Origin of the sequence: Corallococcus caeni, assembly GCF_036245865.1 — a bacterium.
Lineage (GTDB): Bacteria > Myxococcota > Myxococcia > Myxococcales > Myxococcaceae > Corallococcus > Corallococcus caeni.
The window spans coordinates 214,553-234,344 of record NZ_BTTW01000007.1 but is presented as its reverse complement, the minus strand read 5'-3'; the positions used below and the strand labels follow the sequence as shown (position 1 = coordinate 234,344).

Genomic DNA, 19,792 nt, shown 5'->3' with positions numbered 1-19,792 from the left:
CTGCATGCCCCTGGGGAAGAGAGAGCGGTTGCTCGGCGCTCACTGGTGGGGTCGCGCCGCGGTCTCCAGGTTCACCAGCATTCGAGACACGGGGCGCCGCGGATGTGACAGCCCTGTAGGGGACCCAACGCAATGGCCGACCTTTGCCAACTGTGTCAGCAGCGCCCGGCGACGACCCGGGTCACCCGGGTGACAGGCAACCGGAGGACTACTGAGGAACTGTGTGACGTGTGCGCCAGCCAGCGCTCGCGTTTCGGGCGCATGGGGCTGGGCACGTCCCTGTTCGACCAGTTCTTCAGTGGTTTCGACGACGATGACTTCGGGGGAACGGGCGATACACCCCAGTCCATCCGGCAGCCGGTGGAGCGCTACGACATCACCGAGGCCTTCTCCGAGGACACCCGCCGGGTGCTCGCCTCCGCCTTCGAGACCGCGCAGCAGGCGGGCGCACCGGGCATCGACACCGAGCACCTGCTCGCGGCGATTGCCCGGGACCCGCGTGGCCGCGAGGTCCTCACCCGACTGAAGCTCGATCCGGCCCGGGTGGCCACCCGCGCTGAAGCGGAGATGCGCCGGGGCAAGCGGCCGATGGAGCGGCCGGAGCTGTCACCCAATGCAAAGCGCGCGTTGGAACTCGCCTATGAGGAGGCCTACGCGCTCGGCCACTCCTATGTGGGCCCCGAGCACATGCTGCTGGGCCTGCTTCAGGAGGGAGAGGGCACGGCGTCGGAAATCCTGCGCGAAATGGGCGCCAACCATCAGAGGTCGCGCGAGGCCGTCAAGGAGGCGCTCGCCCCGGGGGCGGAGAAGAAGCGGTCGGACACGCCCTCACTGGACGAGTACTGCCGGGACCTGACGGAGCTGGCTTCCGAAGGCAAGCTGGACCCTGTGGTGGGGCGGGCGAACGAGATCGAGACAACGCTCGAAGTCCTCTCCCGCCGCACCAAGAACAACCCCTGCCTCATCGGCGAGCCGGGGGTGGGCAAGACGGCCATCGCGGAGGGAATCGCCCAGCGCATCGCCTCTGAGTCCGTGCCCGACACCCTGCGCAACAAGCGGGTGCTGCAACTGGACCTCTCCGGACTGCTGGCGGGCAGCAAGTACCGCGGCGAGTTCGAGGAGCGGCTCAAGAAGGTGATTGACGAGGTGAAGGACCACAGCGAGGAGGTCATCGTCTTCATCGACGAGGTGCACACACTGGTGGGGGCGGGTGCCGCCGAGGGAGCCATGGACGCCGGCAACATGCTCAAGCCGGCGCTGGCCCGTGGAGAGCTGCATGTCATCGGGGCCACGACCCTCAACGAGTACCGCAAGAACATCGAGAAGGACGCCGCGCTCGAGCGCCGCTTCCAGCCAGTCCTGGTGCCCGAGCCCACGCCCGAGCAGGCCATCGAAATCCTCGAGGGACTCAAGGACCGCTACGAGTCGCACCACCGCGTGCGCATCACGGAGGAGGCCATCGTGGCCGCGGTGGAGCTGTCCGACCGGTACGTGCAGGGGCGCTTCCTACCGGACAAGGCCATTGACCTGGTGGACCAGGCGGCCGCGCGCGTGCGACTGCGTCAGACGGCGCGCCCCCAGCGGCTGACGGACGCGGAGCAGGAGGTGGCGCGGGCCAGGCGCTCGCTCGACGAGGCCCGCGACCGCAAGGACACCAGGCGCGTCCGGGAGTGCGAGCAACGGCTGGAGGCGGCCCAGAAGGCGGCGGCGGCGGAGCAGAAGGAGTGGCGCTCGACCAAGCGCGAGGAGACGCCCGAGGTGCGGGACACGGACATCGCCGAGGTGCTCTCGCGGATGACGGGCATCCCGGTGACCCAGATGACCGAGGACGAGCGCAAGAAGCTCACCTACCTCGAACAGCGGCTGCACGAGCGCGTCATCGGACAGGACGAGGCCATCCGCGTGCTCTCGCAGGCCATCCGCCGGGCGAGGGCCGGCCTCAAGGACCCGAGCAAGCCCATCGGCTCCTTCCTCTTCCTGGGCCCCACGGGGGTGGGCAAGACGGAGCTGGCCAAGACGCTCGCGGAGCAGCTCTTCGGGGACGAGAAGGCGCTCATCCGCTTCGACATGAGCGAATACATGGAGAAGCACACCGTGAGCCGGCTGGTGGGTGCCCCACCGGGCTATGTCGGCTACGACGAGGGCGGGCAGTTGACCGAGGCCGTGCGAAGGCGCCCCTACGCAGTACTCCTCTTCGACGAGGTGGAGAAGGCCCACCCCGACGTGTTCCACGTCCTGCTGCAGGTGCTCGACGACGGGCGGCTCACCGACGCCCAGGGGAGGACGGTGAGCTTCAAGAACACCGTCATCATCGGCACCAGCAACCTGGGCTCGCAGCTCATCCAGGACATGACGGCGCGCCAGGAGTCGCAGGAGCGCATCCGTGACCGGGTGATGACGGTGCTCAAGGGGCACTTCCCGCCGGAGTTCCTCAATCGCATCGACGAGGCGGTGGTGTTCGAGCCTCTCAACCGCCCCCAGTTGCGCGAGATCGTCAACCTCATGCTGGAGAAGACGCGGCGCCTGCTCCACGGCCAGGACATCCAGATGGAGGCGACGCCTGCGGCCATCGACGCGCTGCTGGAGCGCGGATGGGATCCTGGCTACGGAGCCCGGCCGCTGCGGCGGGAAATCCAGCGCGCCATCGAGGGACCCATCTCCGAGTCCCTCATCAGCGGAACGCTGCAAGAGGGGAACCGGGTGCGCGTGGACTTCCGGGACGGGGAGTTCCGGTTCGAGCCGGTGGAGGCGCGGGAGGAGCGTCCCGCCGCGGAGAAGCAGCCTCCCGCGGTGCATTGAGAGGCCCCGCGCCAGCCGGGCAGAGGTGGAGAGCACACCAGGGCCTCAAACGTCACCTCGCAGACCCGCTCGCGACACGAGAACACGTGCAGCGCCCCGTCGAGGAACTGCCCGCCCTCGTAGTCGAGCAGGTGCGGATCGATGCATCAAGAAGTGACCTTCTGGGGCCGCAGCAGCGCGGCGGCCAGCACGACTCCGTAGGCCACCGCGCTTCCATGGACCGCGAGCGCGAAGGCGAGCGAAGCACCGCCGTGCAGCACGGTCAGCGCGTCCACGGTGGGCATCACGATGCACGCGAGGACGAACACGCCCGCGGCCTTTCGCTGCCGGATGGCCACCAGGGCGAACATCGCCAGTGCCAGGCCGAGGTCCCTGCCCGCCTTGACGTACAGCCAGGGGATGACCTCGCTCCCGGAGTCGGCCAGACCGAAGCCCCGGGCCGCGCTGACCGGGTCCAGCACGGCCCGGAGGCTGAGGAACAGCATGAAGCCGCCCAGCAGCAAGGTGAACAAGGCCGTGGGCGAAGTGAGCCTCCAGGGCAATTGTGAGGGATTCGGATTCATGAGGCCTCCAGCTGAAACGCGGGTGTCTTTCATGGCTGGAAATGTGACGTGCAGGCCTCGGAGTCGCCATTCGCGGACAGCTCAACCTTTTGTCTGAGACGCTCAAGCCGTGAGCGCTGAGGGCAGCCCGCTGCTAGCCTCAAGGGCATGGACCTCTCGCATGCTTCCGACCTGCTGGGGCAGATCCTCGAGCGCACCCGTCTGCGAGGGCAGCTCTACTGCCGCACCGTGGCGCGGGCCCCCTGGGGGCTGCGCTTCGCTCCCACGACCACGGCGACCCTGCATCTGGTCATCGCGGGCTCCTGTCACCTCACGCAGGGCCGGGACGTCGTCACGCTGGGGCCGGGGGATGTCGTGCTACTGCCGCGCGGTGACGGGCATGCCGTGGCGGACTCGCCCCGCAGCCCCAAGCTTCGCGTGGAGGACTGGCTGGCGACACGTGGAGAAGGGGCTTCCTCGTATGTGCTGGGCGGGGACGGCGTGGAGTCGCGGATGCTCTGCGGCTTCTTCGCGTTCGACGAGCCGGGGGCGCATCCCGTGTTGCGGTTGCTTCCCGAGCGGGTCCACCTGCGGGGGGCTTCCGAGGACGCGCGTGCCCTGCTGCCCACGGTGTCGATGCTCGAACGGGAGTATGCGCGGGGAGAACGAGGCTCCTCGGTCATCGTCTCCCGGTTGCTCGACATCCTCCTGGTGCAGGTGCTTCGTGCGTGGGCAGACGCGCAGCCGCCGGGTGGCGCGGGCTGGTTGGGGGCGCTCGGAGACCGGACGCTCGCCAGCGCCCTGGGCTGGATGCACGCGGAGCCGGGGCGGAGCTGGACCGTGAGCGAGCTGGCGCGGCGCTCGGGGACCTCCAGGGCGACGCTCGCGCGGCGCTTCGCCAGCGAAGTGGGCGTGGCGCCTCATGAGTACCTCACGCGGCTTCGGATGCAGGAGGCCGCGCACGCGCTGCGTGAGGGACAGGACGGGCTCGCGGCCATCGCGAGCCGCGTGGGTTACGAGTCCGAGTTCGCCTTCAACCGGGCCTTCCGGCGGGAGATGGGAGTGCCTCCCGGCGAGTACCGGCGCAAGGCCCGTGAGGGCTGAACCGGAGTTGGTGAGGGCCCTGACATCCGCGTCCCCAGGGGCGTCCCCACGCACGTGCCAGCCCTGGCACGTGCGCTCGGACCCCTGAACGGCCCTCACCCATTCGAGCGGGCCTTGCCGAGCGTTCCTCTCAGTCGGTCATGGATGAGGATGTCCTCCCCTACCGGCCGCTCACGGGGTGAGCGACAGATCCACGCTGAAGTTCGTGCCTCCGCGGACGACGAGCACGTGGGTGCCCGCGGGCAGGGCGCTCTTCGTTAGCACCAGCGGCGACGTGGAGAAGCCGGTGGCGCGGCACACCGCCTCCGTCCCTCCGCAGCCCGCCACGAGCCCCATGGAGAACGTGTCGCTCGTGTTCTGGCGCCGGAGCGTGGCCGACAGGTTGAGCATCCTATCCGTGGTGAAGGTGAAGAAGGTGTCGGGCCGGTTGCTGGAATCACACGACAGCTTCACGTCCGAGCCATGCGCGGCCGGGTCGAAGAGGGAGACGGTCGCCGTGCCGCCCGCCGCTCCATTCGAGAAGGCCACGGGGATGGCACCCGCGCAGACGTCACCCGGCGCGAAGTCGTCCACCTCCACGTCGAGCTGGAAGGTGCCCGTGGGGTTCGCCAGGGGCGACTTCACGATGAGGTACGAGGTGCCGGCCGGCAGGTCCGCGGAGGCGCGCGAGAGGCCGTCCAGCGAGGCGCGCTCGCACGCGAGCTGCGAGCTCGAGCTGGCACAGGGGCTGCCCCGGACGGACAGCACCGGCTGCGTCGTGGCCGGCGAGCCCTTGGCGCGGGCATGGAGGCGCCGCGGGCGGTCGGTGGTGACGGCGAAGACAGCGTCGCTGCCATCGAAGCTCCAGCAGTCCTGGTGGTCCTCGAAGTAGTCGGGGAACGAGCGGGTGAGCGTCGCGCGGCCGTAGGTGTCCTGGGAGAGCGTCACCGGCTCCGGGCTCGTGCAGCTCTCCCCCACCTGCCCCGACGGGGACAGGCGCGCCACCAGCTCGAAGGCGCCCACCTGGGTGGCGTCATAGCCGTCGACGACGACGTAGTACGTGCCCGCGGGCAGGTCGCGGTAGCTCGTCCACGTGTCGGGCGCGTAGTCGGGAGTCCACGCGCAGCGCAGGTCGGTGTCGGAGCCGCCGCAACCCCGGCGCAGCGACACGGTGGGCCGGAACCCGGGGGTGAGGGCCTTCGTGGCCAGGCGCAGGTTCATCTTCGCCGTGGTGGTGAAGGTGTAGACGGAGTCCGGTGCGTTGCGCGTCCCGGACGATGTCCCGCATGAGGGCGTCAGGTCGTGGAAGAAGCCCCCCGTGTCGCCCTGGACGGTGACCTGGCCGGGGCCGCTCGTCGGCAGCCCCAGGGGGAGCGCGCTGGCGCAGACGTCACCCGCCGGACGTGCTCCCAGGGACACCTTCAACGAGTAGTCGACAGGGGCGTCGTAGGACGCCTTGTCCACGAACACGTAGTAGGTGCCCGGCGCCAGGTCCGTGGCGCGGATGGACGACCGCGCCTTGCCGCCCGCGCCGCAGGTGGACTCCGCGCCGTCACAGGTGCCGCCGCGCAGCGTGAGGGCCGGTGCCTTCGTGCCCGAGCCGGTGGTGGCCTCGGCGATGAAGCTCATCGGCTGGGTGGTGGTGAAGGAGTAGACGCGGTCCGGAGAGTAGAACGTGCACCTTCCATCGTGGTTGTTGAAGGCGCCCGCGAAGGTGCCTGGGACCACGACGGTGCCACCCTCCGGGGAGAGGCCGAGCGGAATGGCGACCTCGCAGGTGTCCCCGGGGGTGGGCGGCGTCAGCGAGGCCTGGAGCGTCAGGGGCCCCTCGTGTTGCGCGTAGTCGAAGTCCACGGCGAGGACGTACGTGCCCGGCTGCAGGCTGCCCCGCGCGAATGGCCCCGAGGACTGGAAGACCGGCTCACACGACAGCGCTTCGCCGCAGCTCTTGAGCAGGGACAGGAGCGGCGTCCCGGTGGAGGCATCGCGCGGCACGGCCACGTACAGGTCGAGCACCCGGTCGATGGTGAACGTGAAGAACGCGTCCGCCCCGTTGCCATAGCAGTCGACGCTCGGATCATCGAAGAAGTCATGCGCGTCGAAGGCGAGGACCGCGGTGCCTCCCGCGGCGCCTTCGGAGAACACGAGCGGACGGGGGTTCGCGCACGTCTCTCCCGGCTGATGCGGAGCCGCGGAGACCTCGAGCGCGTACGCGTCGGGTCCGCCCGTGACGTGGTCCACCGAGAAGAAGTGGGTACCCGCGCCCAGGCTGCCCGCGCGCAGGGTCGTCACGTTCGTCGCCTCCCATGGACTGCACACGTAGCCGGACACCTGGCACGTGGCGTCGACGAGCGACACCATGCCCCGGGCCGCCGCCTGCGCGGACGTCATCTTCACCTTCACGTCCAGCTCGCGGTCGAACGTGAGGGAGTAGAGATGATCCGGGAGTTCGCTGAGCACGTTGCAGGCGGTGAGGTCGTCCGCCATGCCCACGGTCGTGCCCGTGAGGCTGGCCATGCCTCCGGCCGGTCCTTCGGACAGCGTCACCGGGGTCGCGACCGAGCAGGTGTCGCCTTCCGGGGTCGGCGTCACGGAGACGTCCAGGCGGTAGCCCGTGCCAGCCACCTTCGGGCCCTTCACCCAGAGGAAGTAGGTGCCCGCGGGAACGGCCGTCTGGTGGAGCACGCGCGAGGCCTGGACCGTGGGATTGCAGTTCTGCGCCTGGCCCAGGATCTCCGTGCAGCCCGGAACGAGGATGAGGGCCGGGGCATTGTTCGAGCCCTGGGCGGTGGCCGTCGCCACCACGTTCGAAACGGGGTCGGTGAGCGTGAGGCTGTACACGCGGTCGGGCAGGTCGTCGCCCATGCAGGCATTGTTGTGGTTCTCCTGCGAGCTGCCACTCGTGGTGGCCTCGTGCGTGCGCGTGCCGCCCCCCGCGGGGAAGTCGAAGCCGACGGGATTGAGGCAGGACTCCCCCTCGGCAGGCCCCGCCGCGCGCACGTCGAGCGTGTAGTCGACACCGGTGTCGGACTCGACGACGAAGAAGTACGTGCCCGCGGGCAGCAGCTTCTGGACGGTGGCGGTCGTCCCCTCCTGGCAGGACGTGGAGTACGGCGTTCCGCAGTGGCGTCGCTCCATGAGACGCAGGGCGAGCGAGCCGCTCGTGCCCGTCCGCGTCGCGGTGGCGTTGACGAGCAGGGTCCGGTCGATGACGAGCGCGTAGATGCGCTCGGGCACGGTGCCGGTCGCACCGCAATCCTCGGGCACGTCGTCCGTCGCGCCGCTCAGGGTGTCGGTGATCCGGGCGGTGCCGCCAGCCCCGCCGTTCGAAAGGACGAGGCGGATGGGACGCCCGCACGTCTCGCCCTGGGGGCGTGCTCCGGTGAGCTGCACCGACAGCGGGAGGGGGCGGGTCTCGGAGGAGGACGAGTCCGTGAAGAGGAGGTACTCGCCCGGAGGGAGGTTGGCGTAGGAGAGCGCCGGGCCGCAGCCCATGTCCGCGCCATCACACGCCGAGCGCAGTGCGATCACGTTGGAAGAAGAGAGCAGGCCGTCGTCGAAGGTCGCGGAGAGGTCGCTCGTCTGGTCCACCCGGAAGCGATAGACGGAGTCGGGCCCGGGCGTCCCGTCCATGCAGTCCAGCGTGAAGTCGTCCGCGCGGCCCTGGGTCGGCACCCAGGTGGTGACCTGGCGGTTGGAATCAAAGGTCAGCAGGGAGGCCTCCGAGCAGACCTCCCCATTGGGCGGTGGCCGGGTGCCGAGCGCGAGGTCGAACTCACCGGCGGCGAGGGTCTCCGAGGACACGATGAGGGAGTACGTCCCCGTGAAGAGCTCACCTTCGAAGTGCGAGCCCCCCAGCCCGGAGGCGTTGCAGGTCGGGCCCGTGCAGCCGAGGCCCACCGTGAGCACGGGGTCGAACCCGGCCGTGCGCGAGGTGACGGAGGCGCTCACGATCGCCGGGGCCGCGAGCGTGAAGGTGTACACCGCGTCGCGCGCGCCCTGGACGCAGCTGAGCCCGTCAGGCGCGTAGCGGCGGAGATCATCCTGGAGCGTGGCGTTCCCGCCGGACAGCGTGAGCGCGCGGGGCGTGGCGCAGGTGTCACCCACCCTGGGAGGAGACAGCCGCAGCTCGACATGGAGGGGCGAGCGCGCGGTGCCGACCGCCTCCACCCACGCGAAGAGGCGCCCGCGCGGTGCCACCGTGGTGAGGCGCGCGCTCCGGGAGCCCGCGGGGGCGAGCTCGCACCGGGACTCCGAGCCGCCCTGGGCGCAGTCGCCGCGCAGGGCCACGAGGGGCCGCACCCCGTCGTCATCCGAGCGCACGACCAGTTCGACAAAGGTGCCATTCTCCGGGACGTCGAAGGCGACGACCGCATCCTCGCCGCCGGTGCCGCAGCTCGCGGCGGTGTCGTCGGCCAGGCCGCGCAGGTCGACGGTCGCGCTCGCGAAGCCTTCCGAGTCCACGCGCAGCTCGACGGGAGCGGCGCAGGTGTCACCCGCGAGCGGCTCCACGGGCGTCTCGCACCGGCCCGTGACGCAGACGGCGGTGAGGCAGTCGCTGCACGCCGTCCCCGTCAGGCCGCAGGCGGTGTTCTCCGTGCCCGCGTGACATTGGCCGGTGCTGTCACAACAGCCCGCGCAGTTTCCAGGGCCACAGGTCACGCCCGCATCGGGCCCGCCCGCGTCAGGTGCTCCGGCATCGCTCGTGCCAGCATCGGCCGTGTTCACCGGCCCAGCATCGGGCCCGCCGTCAACGGGTGAAGGTTCCGAGGAACACGCGAGGAAGGTGACCGCGAGCAGGACGAGGACATGGCGCATGGAGGCTGTTCTCGGGGGGAAGCGGCATCGTGCCCGTTGAACCAGCCCCCCTTGCAAGGCCCACTCTAGGACAGATCACTCTATTGCGCATCATCACCTGGCTGAGTGGCTATCTCGGCACGGGTGGCTTCGTCTTCCTGATGTTCTTCTTCAGTCCGTGCCCTCGCGAAGGAGGAGGCCACGGGGGCCCTGCGGCTCGAGTCGGAAGTCGACAACAAGAACAGCCTGTTGCCATCCCGGAGGGGCAGGAACGGTGTAGCGCGGGTGACGTTGGCGGACACCGGGCGGTCCGTGGGACGACACACTCCGCTTCCGTGTCTACCGCAATGGGTGCCCATGACAGGATGCCGCCGCGTCGCTGGGGGGCATGGCATGAGACTCAAACCATCCGTCGGGCCGTGGCTCATGATGGGCGCGCTGGCCTTCGTTCTGGGGACAGCCTGCGGTATCGGGGACCTGGCGAAAGCCATCAACGGGATGCGAGCCTCCATCGACCAGAACGTCGAGAAGGTCAACGCGACGCTGTCCAAGGCCGTGGAGACGCTGGGAGGGCAGTCGGCGTCATGGCAGACGACACTCACGAGCCTGGAGTCCAGTCTCGCGGCTGACCTCGCCGCGACCGAGCAGCAGCTCGCGAAGGACACCAAGGACATTGAAGCGAAGATCGCGCTGCACGTCAGCGACGCGCAGCGACGTGCCGCGCAGGATGCGCTCAACATGGAGAAACAGCTCGTCAGCGATCTGCGTGCGCTCAGCAACCATGCCAGCTACCTCGCGAAGGAAGGGGGGCAGTTCGCCCAGGAGAGCGGCAACTGCCAGATTGACATCTTCAACACGCACGCCCGCATCTCGCTGAAGAACGCCCTCGCGGGGTTCCTGAACAGCCAGAAGTACAAGGGCATCACCGACCGGCCGATGGAGCCCTTCACGCCAATCATCTGCTCGGCGGATCCGGTCGGCATCAACGTCGCCCAATGGAAGCCCGATACGTTCCTCAGCCTCTCCGGGGTGGACCTCAGCTTGTTCGACACGCAGGAGCCGTCCGTCGTCATCCTGTATGCGAACGGCTCGGAGGCGGAGATCCGCCGCATGGGAAACCGCGAGACGAACTACCACTACGCGGTCAACGTGGCGACGATGATGGCGAACCGCCAATTGAAGGACGCGGTTCAGCTCGAGGTGCGGTGGAACGGCCAGAAGGTGAACGCCAACCAGATTCCCATCGTCGCCTGTGGCGGTGACGGCCAGCCCTGCTGCAACGGAGGACTCTGCAGCGATGCCGTGTGCGCCAACGACGTCTGCGGCGCATGCGGGGCGAACGGCCAGCCCTGCTGTGACGGGAACTCCTGCCCGGCCGGGGTGTGCGTGTCCAATGTCTGCCGGGAGTGCGGTGGCACCAATCAACCTTGCTGCAATGGCGACGCCTGCTCCGCCGGCGTGTGCCGGCGAGACCTCTGCGCCGCGTGCGGCGAGCCCGGCCAGCCCTGTTGCCCCGGAGACGTCTGCGCGACGGGGCAATGCGTGACGGGAGTCTGCGCGGCATGCGGCGGCCTCAATCAGACCTGCTGCGGTGGCAATGCCTGCCGCGAGGGGCGCTGCCTCAACAACGCCTGTGTCCCCTGTGGAGGCAATGGCCAGGCGTGTTGCGTGGGAGACCTCTGCGGTTCCGGCCAGTGCATCCGGAATGTCTGCACGGCGTGCGGTGGAAACGGTCAGCTCTGTTGCGGCGGAAGCACCTGCAACACCGGGCAGTGCATCAACAACGTCTGCACCCCGTGTGGGGGCAGCGGACAGCCTTGTTGCGGCGGGAGCTCCTGTTCATCGGGCGGCCGGTGCGTGCAGAACGTCTGCAGGACCTGCGGGGACGTCGGCCAGGCGTGCTGCAACGGCCAATGCTTCTCGGGCGAGTGCACGGACGGCGTTTGCAGCGTGGAGCCGAACTGCGAGCACAGACGCTGCAACCGCTGCGAGGGCAGGCAGTGCTGCGACCAGGATGAGTGCGGGTGCTGCACGAGGTGCGTGGGTGTCAATCAGGACTGCCCTTGACCCTCCCGCCTCCTTCACCGCGCCCCTGACGATACCTGACAGACCCTTGTCACTCCGGGTGGATAGGTCCTCTCCCTCCACCCGTGCCTCCCAGAGGTCCGTCTTGAAGCTCTACTTCCATCCCCTGTCCGGAAACTCGCGCCGCGTGCTGCTCGTGGCCGCCCACCTCGACATTCCCCTCGAGCGCATCCTGGTGGACCTCACCACGGGCAAGCAGCGCGAGGTGTCGTACCTGGGCATCAACCCCAACGGGCGCGTCCCCGTCCTGGACGACGGCGGCTTCGTGCTCTGGGAGTCGCGCGCCATCATGGTGTACCTGGCCGAGAAGACTCCGAGGCAGACCCTGCTCCCGACGGACGCGCAGGGCCGCGCCGACGTGAACCGCTGGCTGTTCTGGTGCTCGTCCCACATGGCCCCGGCGAACACCGTGCTCGTCCAGGAGAACTTCGTGAAGCAGCGCACCGGCCGCGGGCCGCCGGACCCCGTTGAGGTCGCGCGCGGCGAGGCCCTCTTCGCCCAGACCGCGCCCGTACTGGACTCGCACCTGGCGGCCAGGACGTGGGTCGCGCAGGATCGACTGACGCTCGCGGACTTCTCGCTCGCCGCGTCGTTCGCCCTCGCGGGCCCTGCGCGCCTGCCCCTCGAAGGCTACGCGAACCTCCGGGCCTGGCTGGGGCGCGTGCAGGAGCTGGAGGCGTGGCAGCGCACCGCGCCCCCCATGCCGCCGCCGGCCGCCAGGAGCTGAGCAGCCGCTCGCGGCGCTCCGCCCCGCTCGTGGCGAAAGCCCCTAACGCAAGGACTCCAGCCGCGGCCGCAGGCGCTCAGCCACCCGGGGAAGGTCATCCGGGGCCTTCACCGGTTCGAAGCGGCTCGTCGCGGGGTCCGTGCGCCCCACCTCGATGAAGGCGACCGACAGGAGCGGCTGGCCATCCGGCCGGGTGAGGCTGCTGGCCTCCGCCGTCACCTGCTCGAACTGGAGGACGGGCGCGCCGTCCACCTTCTTGGGGACCACCCGGTAGGGAATGGGCAGCGCCTCGTTCAGCATCGCCTCCAAGCGGAAGGTGATGTTGTTGGTGGAGATGAAGGCATGCCGCGTGGGGTCCACCTTCTCCACGAGCTGGAGCTGGCCGGCCACGCGCACCGGCGCGGCGCCCGCGTCCAGCGCGCCACTGGGGTTGGCCCGCGGCGTCACCTCCACCGTCATGTCGCAGCCCCGTTGCAGGTGCATCCCGATGACGACCGGGTCGAGCGTCGCCGCCAGGTTGTCCACGTTGGAGAAGTACATGCAGCGCACGCCGCGCTGGCGCAGCGTCTGCCCTACCCCGCTCTCGCGCAGGGCGCGGAACACGTCCCCATGGCCAGAAGGGGCGAAGGACAGCTGCCCGTCCGCCTCCCGGAACAAGGCGCCCTCCGGCGTGAGCCGGGGAAGCATCCGCTGCCGGAAGAGGAACACGTCCCGCCCCAGCCCCCGGGCCTCCAGGTGCGCGGCGATGACCTCGTGCGTGAGAAAGGAGGTCATCACCGCCACCGGCACCGGGCGACCCAGCCGCTCGCCCAACCGGCGCGCCTCGGCGAGCTTGAGGTCCAGGAAGGTGTGCTCCCCCAGGACGGGGACCAGCCCCTTCACGCCCCCGCCAAAACGCGTCCCCGCCCCGCCGGCCACCACCAGGGCGGCCACCGCGCCCTCGCGGAAGGCCTGCTCCCCCGCCGCACGGCAGGCTTCGTATGCAGGGGTGCCCTCGCCCGGCAGCGGTTGGACATCCCCCGGCCGTGGCGGTTCGAGGGGGCCCGCCAGGGACTGGGACTCCGTCAGCTCCCCGCGCTGGTAGCGGGCGAGCAGCGCACGGAAGCTGGCCGCGTCGAAGCCGTCACGCGCGAGCCGGGGATCATCCAGCTCGCCATCCACATCCGGTGTCTGGGTCTTCATGCGCGGGAGGATAGAGCGCCCTTCACCGAAACGCATGGTCCGTCCCCACGGGTCCGGGTCAGTCCGCGGGCTCGGCCCCGGGCACAACAGCGTCGTCGTCGGTGCCAGGGTTTGGAGCGGAGGCCAACGCCAGGCGGACGATGTCTTTCAATCGGGTCGTCAGCAGCGTGATGCCCCTCTCCATTGCCGCCCCCTGATGACCGGAGACATCAGGCCGTGACGGCAGTCACCAGGTCCTGCCTGGGGGAACGGCGGCCGCGCCACACGCGGCCCCAGTGAGATCAATGGGTTGGGCGCGCAATGGGGCTTCGAAGGGCCTGGCATGCCCGCTGCTATGGGTGGACTCAACGCTGAACGCGGTCCCACCCTCTTCTTCCGAAACGAGCTCCCCCATGAAGATCTCCTCCGGTCGCGGCTTCTCCACCAACGCCATCCGCCGTCCCCCCGCGCAGGACCTCCCGTCTTCCAAGCCGAGCACCCCCAACGCTCCCCAGAAGCCGGATGCCAAGCCCAACTCGCCGAACGCGTCCCTGAAGCCCGACACGAAGCCGTCCTCGCCCAATTCGCCGAACGCGCCCCAGAAGCCGGACGCGAAGCCCTCCTCGCCCAACGCTCCGAACGCGCCCCAGAAGCCAGACTCCAAGTTCTCCAAGTCCTCGCTGCTCGACGCCGCCACCCAGTTGCCGGACCTCGCCTCGCCCTTCCTGCAGACCGGCGCCCAGCTGACGGACCTCGCCTCGCCCTTCCTGCAGGGCGGCGCTCAGTTGCCGGGCGCCACGCTCTCCGCGCCCTCGCTGCCCAACGGCGCCCAGCTGCCTGACTCCACGCTCGCCTCCCCCATGATGCAGTCGCTCCAGACGGACGGCTTTTCTCCGGCCGGGGGCAGCAAGACCGAGAGCATTGGCAAGCTGCTGGAGGGCGTCGTCTCGGTGATCAGCAGCCTCACCGAGCTGGTGCAGGCCGCCACCCAGGGCGTGCAGGCCGTGAGCCAGGGCGTGCAGGGCGTGGCCCAGGGTGTGACGGGCGTCGTCGGCGCCGTTGGCTCCGCGGGCAGCTCGCTGTTGGGCGGCGCGCTCGGCCAGGGCAGCGCGGATCCGACGGCCGGCATGAGCCAGGCCCCGACCCTCGAGTAACCCGGCGCCGCGCTCGCGCCCGTGTGCGAAGCAGGGCGGCGATGGCGACGGCATGTCCGGCGCGCATGGAGGAATCCCCACATGCCGCTACGGTGAGGCAGCCGCCCGGACGCGCGGCAGCTTCACCACGAAGGTCGTTCCTTCTTCGTGCGAGGAGCGCACCATGACCTGGCCGCCGTGGGCGCGCGCGATCTGGTGGACGATGTAGAGCCCCAACCCCACGTTGCGCCCGCTGCGATCCTGCTCCGCGCTGGCCCGCTGGAAGGGCTCGAAGAGCCTCGCGAGCGCCTCCGCCGGGATGGGCGCTCCCTCGTTATGCACCGTGAGCACCACCGCCTCCGGCAATCCCTCCAGCTGGACCCGGACCTCCGACTCCGCCGGGCTGTATTGCAAGGCATTGGCGAGCAGGTTCGCCGCGAGCTGGGCCAGCCGCTCGCCGTCCGCCACGAGCTCGGTCTGCCCCTGCACCTCCCAGCGCAACCGGCGGTCGGGCCGCGCGACGCGCGACTCCTCCAGCACCTGCGCCACCACGTCGCGCAGGTCCTGATGACTCGTGACGAGCGGCAACCCTCCGCCCAGGCGCGTCCGCGTGAAGTCCAACAGGTCGCTCACCAGCCCCGTGGCCCGGGTTGCCGTCCGGCGGATGCGCTCCAGGATGTCGCGGGTGCCCGCATCCTCGCGGGCGCGACGCAGCCCCACCGTCGCCTGCATCAGGATGGCCGCCAGCGGGTTCTTCAGGTCATGGCTGACAATGCCAATCAGGTGACGCTCGTATTCGGCCCGCATCCGCTCGTCGGTGACGTCCCGGGCAATGGACAACACCGACAGCACGTTGCCCCGCGCATCACGCTCCGGGAGCAGGCGGGACTCCATCACCCGCTGCCCCTCAAGACCGGGAAACTCGAACTCGATGACCACCTCGCGGCCGGTGAAGGCTTCGTCGATGGCGGCGCCCCACTGATGGACCCGCTCCGCGGGCATCCCCAGATCGGCGTTGGTCTTCCCCAGGAAGTGCTCCACCGGCTCGGTCGTGAACCGACGGATGCTGGGGCTGACGAAGATGTGGCGGTGCTGCCGGTCAAACCGGGCCACCACGTCCGGCAGGTGCGCCGCCAGCCGGCGAAACCCCTCCTCCGCCTGCTGAAGCCGCTGGTGGAGCTGCTGGGTGCGCAGCTGCGACGTGACGCGGGCGATCAGCTCCGAAGGATCATACGGCTTCGTCACGTAGTCGTTCGCCCCCGCCAGGAGGCTCTCCACCACGTCCGCCTTGCTCCCCGCCCCAGTGAGCATCAACACCGGCAGCTCCGCCGCGTCCAACTGGGTGCGAAGGAAGCGCAGCAGCTCGATGCCCGAAATCCCCGGCAGGTTCAGGTCGAGCAGCACCAGCGCGGGACGTGCCCCGAGCGCCAGCTTCTCCAGCATCGTCGGGCCCTCGGCGAAGGCCTCCAGCACGCAGTGCCCCTCCAACACCCTCCGGGCACGCTCACGCTCGAGCGCGCTGTCCTCCACGAGCCACACCACCGGCAACGCGTCCTCTCCTCCCTCGCGGGAGCGTCGTCCGCCATCCGATGGGGACGGCGGCGGCGAGACGGGCGGTGATGCCGAAGAAGACGCCTGCAAAGGACTCCCTCCCTGACCTTGAGACCCGCCGCCCCTCGGACGGTTTACTGGCGGCCTCGGTTCCAGGTCAATGTGGCCTCACCAGGGACGCCCTGCTCAAGGGCCGAGCGGTCTTCGGCCGTTTGGAAAGGGACCAACCCATGCGCTCGTGGCCGGAGGTGTTCCAGTCCGGGTTTCCCCGTTGACGACCTGAGCGACCCCGCATCCGAGCGAGCAGAGCGACGGTCGCCTGTCAGGCAGACTCCTTCTTCATCAACGGCGGCCCCGTGGACAGGGTGTCGAATACCCTAGGTGTCTACGCGCTGGTGACGTCCGCCAGGCCCTACGTCGCGGTGAAGGCGGTCACCTTCCCCTCGCAGGGGGTCGGTGCCAGCGGCCTCTCCGCGTACTCGACCAACGGCATCGCGGTGTTCGGCTATGCGAAGACGGGGCGTACGCGGGGGATTTCGTGAACGTAGCCCACGCCGTGGGGAACGCGAAGCTGGCACAGGCCGTGGCCGACCGCACCCCGGTGGTGCTCGCCGACGAGCCCGCAGTGGACGTGGGCAGTGACTTCAACGCCGCTACCGGCTTCGGCAACGGCGTGGCGCTGGCGCGCGGCGCCAACAGCGCGGGTATCTTCGACGTCACCGACGTGTCGCGCAGGCGCCCGCTGCTCGCGCGCATGGACAGCGCAGTGAGGGCTGCCTGGCGCGCAGCCACATGCTGGTGGCGCGCAGCCGTCGTGTCCACCAGCCCCGGGCGCGTCTCCATGTTCGCTGCGGAGTTCTGGCCGTCCTCGCCGGCCAGCAAGTGGTCCAGGGAGACGGTGGAGATGGAGCCCTGCCCCAGCGCGCTTCGCGCTGGACGTGTGTGGTATTGAGCCCGCAATGCTCAAGCGAATCCCCACTGCGGCGCGTTCCTGGGCGTCACGGCTGCTGCTGCTGCTGGCCTGCGCCAGCGTGGTGGCCACGTCGCGGATCCGGTCCAGGGACGAACTGTCTCCCGTCCTCACTGGCACTCCCGTCCGCCTGACGATGGACAGTACCAAGGTCATGCGCACACTGGTCGTCCGTGCGGATGCGAAGGAGGGTTCGTCGGTTCCAGCGGTGGGCAATCTGCGCCTGCTTGCAAACGCGAAATGGACACCGAGCACCCCCACCCAGACGGCGCAGCCTCGGCTGTCAATCAACGCCTACGACGGCCAGACCGACCGGGGAGGCACGTCCGAGGTCCTGAAACCCGCTGTCACCGTGAAGCTGCGGAGTGTGACGGGGCTCGGCCGTGAGTGCCCGCTGAACAGTGGCTGTGCGTGGACCGCTCAAGTCGCCTTCGAGCTGAAGGACCGCGAGGTCCCCGGAACGGTCGACGTGGAGTGGAAGGCCATGGCCGCGGTGCACGTGGAGGGCACGAACGACCTCCCCGAGGGCTTCACCGTGAGCATGTCGGAGCCCTGAACACTCACATGCCGGGACACGTTGGACGGAAATCTCCAGACGAAGGTAAATCCAGACGTTCAATTCCTCCCATTCTCACCCTGCCCCGCCTGTCCTTGGGATCGAGGCTACTCCTATCATTGAAAGGCAGCATCGAACGCCAGGACAACCCTCAAGGACAAACCATGCATCTGTCTGTCATCGTGGCATTGATGTCGGTGGGCCTCATCGCGGGCTGTGGCGGAATGGAAGAGGACATCCAGGACGCGGAGGTCACGGGCCAGGACTTCACACAGTGTTGGAACCGGTGCGTGGCGACCCACCAGGGCTGCCTGCAGAACGCGACCACGCCGGACGCGAAGGCCTTCTGCGATAAGAAGTTCAATTTCTGCGTGGACCGTTGTGAGAGCGGGACCGCACGCTGACACGGCGCTCTACGACCCCGAGGCCCGCCGCCACGTCGGGCCTCGGAAGTCGCCAGCGCCTCGAATGGGTGGCGGCCGTGTGGCGCGGGCGGTGACGGACGCCACCGCCCGCTTCGGTCCTTCAGGGACTACTGGATGGTGTACGCCACCGTGCCGCTGCAGCTCCCGCTGTTGTAGCAACCGGCGCGGATCTGGTAGGTGCCCGCCGTCGTGGCCTTGAAGCTCGCGTAGGACAGCGTGCCGCAGGCGTCGTCGTTCGAGGTCACCTGGGTGGCTCCGCTGTACAGGCGCAGGTACGTGTCGCCCGTGCCGGAGGCGCCCGGCACCGTGCAGGTGCCGAACTTGAGGGTCTGCCCCGCGGCCAGCGTGACGTCACGGTTGACGGTGTTCTGGTTGGCGCTGTTGGTGTTGGTGGCGGTGAAGGTGAACGTCACCGGCGTCGGGGGAGGCGGGTAGCCCGCGCACAGGCGCGTGCTGGTCGCCACGGCGCAGAACTCGTCGATGGCCGGCCGAACGTAGGTGATGTCCTCGCCGCGGCAGCCCGTCTCCGTGCAGGTGTTGACGACGTTGCAGCTCCCGCTGGCCTTGTAGTCGGTCTCGCCGCGCACCAGGATGCCGGCCACCGTGTAGCCGTTGTTCTCGTACACGCCCGAGCCCGAGTTGCCGCCGAACGTGTCCGTGGTGCCCACGAAGTAGTCCAGCGTGCCGGCGCGCGCATCACGCACCGAGCCGCCCGAGTCGATCTTGAAGGGAATGCCGCTGCCCGAGCCGATGACCGTCACGTTGGTGCCCACGGGCAGCGCGGCGTTGCCCGCGCGAATGGGGGCGGGCGTGAAGCGCGGCGTGGCCGGCCGGTCCAGCCGGACGATGGCGAAGTCCAGGTTGCGACCGCCCACCGTGGCCTGCTGACGCGCGACAATCGCCTGGCAGGAGAAGATGTCCGCGGTCGTCACCGTCTGCAGGGCGCCGGCGGCGGTGCGGTAGAAGTTGAAGACGAAGCGCGTGCTGGTGCAGGCCGACGCGCTGGTGATGCAGTGGCCCGCCGTGAGCACCAGGTCATCGTCGATGAGCGTGCCGGAGCAGAAGGCCGGGGTCGGGTCGTCCAGGAAGCGCTCGGAGGTGCAGAGGTTGTACGCGGAGCGCAGCGTGGACGCGTTGAAGGTGACGTTGTTGGGGTTGGTCGCGTTGAAGTCCGAAGGGCTCATCAGCGCGACGGTGGACTGCTGAGCGCGGGCGCGCAGCGTGGCGTCCGCGTGCGCGTACACGTCCGTGCGGTTGTCGGTCCCGTAGACGACGGGCTGCTTCTCCGTGCCCAGGGCAGCGTTGTCGGTGGGCTCTGCCTCGGGGGCCGGACCACAGGCCACGAGGGAGAGGGTACACAGCAGCGTTCCGAGCAGCGTCCTACGGCCGGAAGTCCGGGGGATTCGCATGTGCTGAACACTCCTTGAGGGTGAGGGCCGCATGCTCGCGCCAAACACGCACTCTCCGCAACTTCTCCTTAACGAGAAGTCGTAGCTTCCCCTGAATTCACAGCAGGCGAGCCGTGCGCCCCTGCGCCGTGCCGAGTGACCGTGAACCGCGACCGGACATCTGACGCCTGGTCCGCGTTACGCGGAAACACGTATTTACTCCGAATCACAATCCCCTGAGGCTGACGCGGCAGTTCACCCAAGGGAGCTGTCCATGCGTACCGTGATCAAGTCGCTGCTCGCCTCCGCCTCGCTCCTGGCCCTCGCGCCGCTGCCGGCCGACGCGGCTCAATGCCAAGGCTACTGTGGCTGCGACGCGCCCTGCGACCTCCGCTGCACCATCGGCGCCGTCGTCACCACCTGCGGCGCCGAGCAATTCTGCGTCGACTACTGCCGCGCCCCCAGCGCGCAGCAGGCCTCCGTGAGCGAGGAGATGGAGACCTCCGACGACGCAGCGCCCGTCTGCGAGGGGCCGCAGGCGTCCGAGTCCACGCCCTCCGCCGAGAGCTGAGCGC

At 69.4% G+C, this 19,792-nt stretch carries 15 protein-coding genes; 10 read left to right on the top strand and 5 right to left on the bottom strand.

Going from position 1 to position 19,792, the window contains the following annotated elements:
• Positions 1-132: 132 nt before the first annotated feature.
• On the top strand, positions 133-2,799 hold the full coding sequence (locus AABA78_RS28005) for an ATP-dependent Clp protease ATP-binding subunit (RefSeq protein ID WP_338267559.1): 2,667 nt from the start codon (positions 133-135) through the stop codon (positions 2,797-2,799).
• Positions 2,800-2,945: 146 nt separating this feature from the next.
• Here the strand turns inward: AABA78_RS28005 and AABA78_RS28000 are convergent, their stop codons facing one another.
• A complete protein-coding gene (locus AABA78_RS28000; protein ID WP_338267557.1) occupies positions 2,946-3,362 on the bottom strand; it encodes a DUF4267 domain-containing protein in 417 nt (138 codons plus the stop codon).
• 147 nt (positions 3,363-3,509) lie between these two features.
• Here AABA78_RS28000 and AABA78_RS27995 point away from each other — a divergent pair, with 147 nt between their 5' ends.
• Positions 3,510-4,445 carry an AraC family transcriptional regulator gene (locus AABA78_RS27995; protein WP_338267556.1) on the top strand — a complete coding sequence of 312 codons (936 nt, stop codon included), beginning with the start codon at positions 3,510-3,512 and terminating at the stop codon, positions 4,443-4,445.
• A 171-nt stretch (positions 4,446-4,616) separates the two neighbouring features.
• On the opposite strand, the gene AABA78_RS27990 is transcribed toward AABA78_RS27995, so the two are convergent.
• Complete coding sequence (locus AABA78_RS27990) at positions 4,617-9,152, bottom strand: hypothetical protein (protein ID WP_338267554.1); 4,536 nt, start codon at positions 9,150-9,152, stop codon at positions 4,617-4,619.
• Positions 9,153-9,647: 495 nt separating this feature from the next.
• On the opposite strand from AABA78_RS27990, the gene AABA78_RS27985 reads away from it, so the two are divergent.
• A complete protein-coding gene (locus AABA78_RS27985) occupies positions 9,648-11,288 on the top strand; it encodes a HAMP domain-containing protein (protein ID WP_338267552.1) in 1,641 nt (546 codons plus the stop codon).
• Between the two features lie 103 nt (positions 11,289-11,391).
• On the top strand, positions 11,392-12,033 hold the full coding sequence (locus tag AABA78_RS27980; protein WP_338267550.1) for a glutathione S-transferase family protein: 642 nt from the start codon (positions 11,392-11,394) through the stop codon (positions 12,031-12,033).
• Positions 12,034-12,075: 42 nt separating this feature from the next.
• Here AABA78_RS27980 and AABA78_RS27975 read toward each other — a convergent pair whose 3' ends face one another.
• Positions 12,076-13,215 (bottom strand): UTP--glucose-1-phosphate uridylyltransferase, encoded by a 1,140-nt coding sequence (locus AABA78_RS27975; RefSeq protein WP_338267549.1) that lies wholly within the window; start codon positions 13,213-13,215, stop codon positions 12,076-12,078.
• Between the two features lie 392 nt (positions 13,216-13,607).
• Here AABA78_RS27975 and AABA78_RS27970 point away from each other — a divergent pair, with 392 nt between their 5' ends.
• Positions 13,608-14,348, top strand: coding sequence for a hypothetical protein (locus AABA78_RS27970; RefSeq protein WP_338267547.1), 741 nt, complete (start codon positions 13,608-13,610; stop codon positions 14,346-14,348).
• Positions 14,349-14,435: 87 nt separating this feature from the next.
• On the opposite strand, the gene AABA78_RS27965 is transcribed toward AABA78_RS27970, so the two are convergent.
• Positions 14,436-15,869: a sensor histidine kinase gene (locus AABA78_RS27965; protein WP_338268040.1), complete on the bottom strand. Its 1,434-nt coding sequence runs from the start codon at positions 15,867-15,869 to the stop codon at positions 14,436-14,438.
• A gap of 374 nt (positions 15,870-16,243) precedes the next feature.
• Here AABA78_RS27965 and AABA78_RS27960 point away from each other — a divergent pair, with 374 nt between their 5' ends.
• From AABA78_RS27960 to AABA78_RS27945, 4 genes are all read left to right on the top strand, one after another.
• Positions 16,244-16,420 (top strand): hypothetical protein, encoded by a 177-nt coding sequence (locus AABA78_RS27960; protein ID WP_338267545.1) that lies wholly within the window; start codon positions 16,244-16,246, stop codon positions 16,418-16,420.
• Positions 16,417-16,830: a hypothetical protein gene (locus AABA78_RS27955; RefSeq protein WP_338267543.1), complete on the top strand. Its 414-nt coding sequence runs from the start codon at positions 16,417-16,419 to the stop codon at positions 16,828-16,830. Before AABA78_RS27960 ends, AABA78_RS27955 begins: the two co-directional genes overlap by 4 nt.
• Before the next feature lie 7 nt (positions 16,831-16,837).
• Positions 16,838-17,404, top strand: coding sequence for a hypothetical protein (locus AABA78_RS27950; RefSeq protein ID WP_338267541.1), 567 nt, complete (start codon positions 16,838-16,840; stop codon positions 17,402-17,404).
• Between the two features lie 164 nt (positions 17,405-17,568).
• Complete coding sequence (locus AABA78_RS27945) at positions 17,569-17,808, top strand: hypothetical protein (RefSeq protein WP_338267539.1); 240 nt, start codon at positions 17,569-17,571, stop codon at positions 17,806-17,808.
• Positions 17,809-17,936: 128 nt separating this feature from the next.
• Here the strand turns inward: AABA78_RS27945 and AABA78_RS27940 are convergent, their stop codons facing one another.
• Positions 17,937-19,238 carry a trypsin-like serine peptidase gene (locus tag AABA78_RS27940; RefSeq protein ID WP_338267537.1) on the bottom strand — a complete coding sequence of 434 codons (1,302 nt, stop codon included), beginning with the start codon at positions 19,236-19,238 and terminating at the stop codon, positions 17,937-17,939.
• 253 nt (positions 19,239-19,491) lie between these two features.
• On the opposite strand from AABA78_RS27940, the gene AABA78_RS27935 reads away from it, so the two are divergent.
• Entirely contained in the window at positions 19,492-19,788 is a 297-nt protein-coding gene (locus tag AABA78_RS27935) for a hypothetical protein (RefSeq protein WP_338267534.1), read from the top strand.
• Positions 19,789-19,792: the final 4 nt, after the last annotated feature.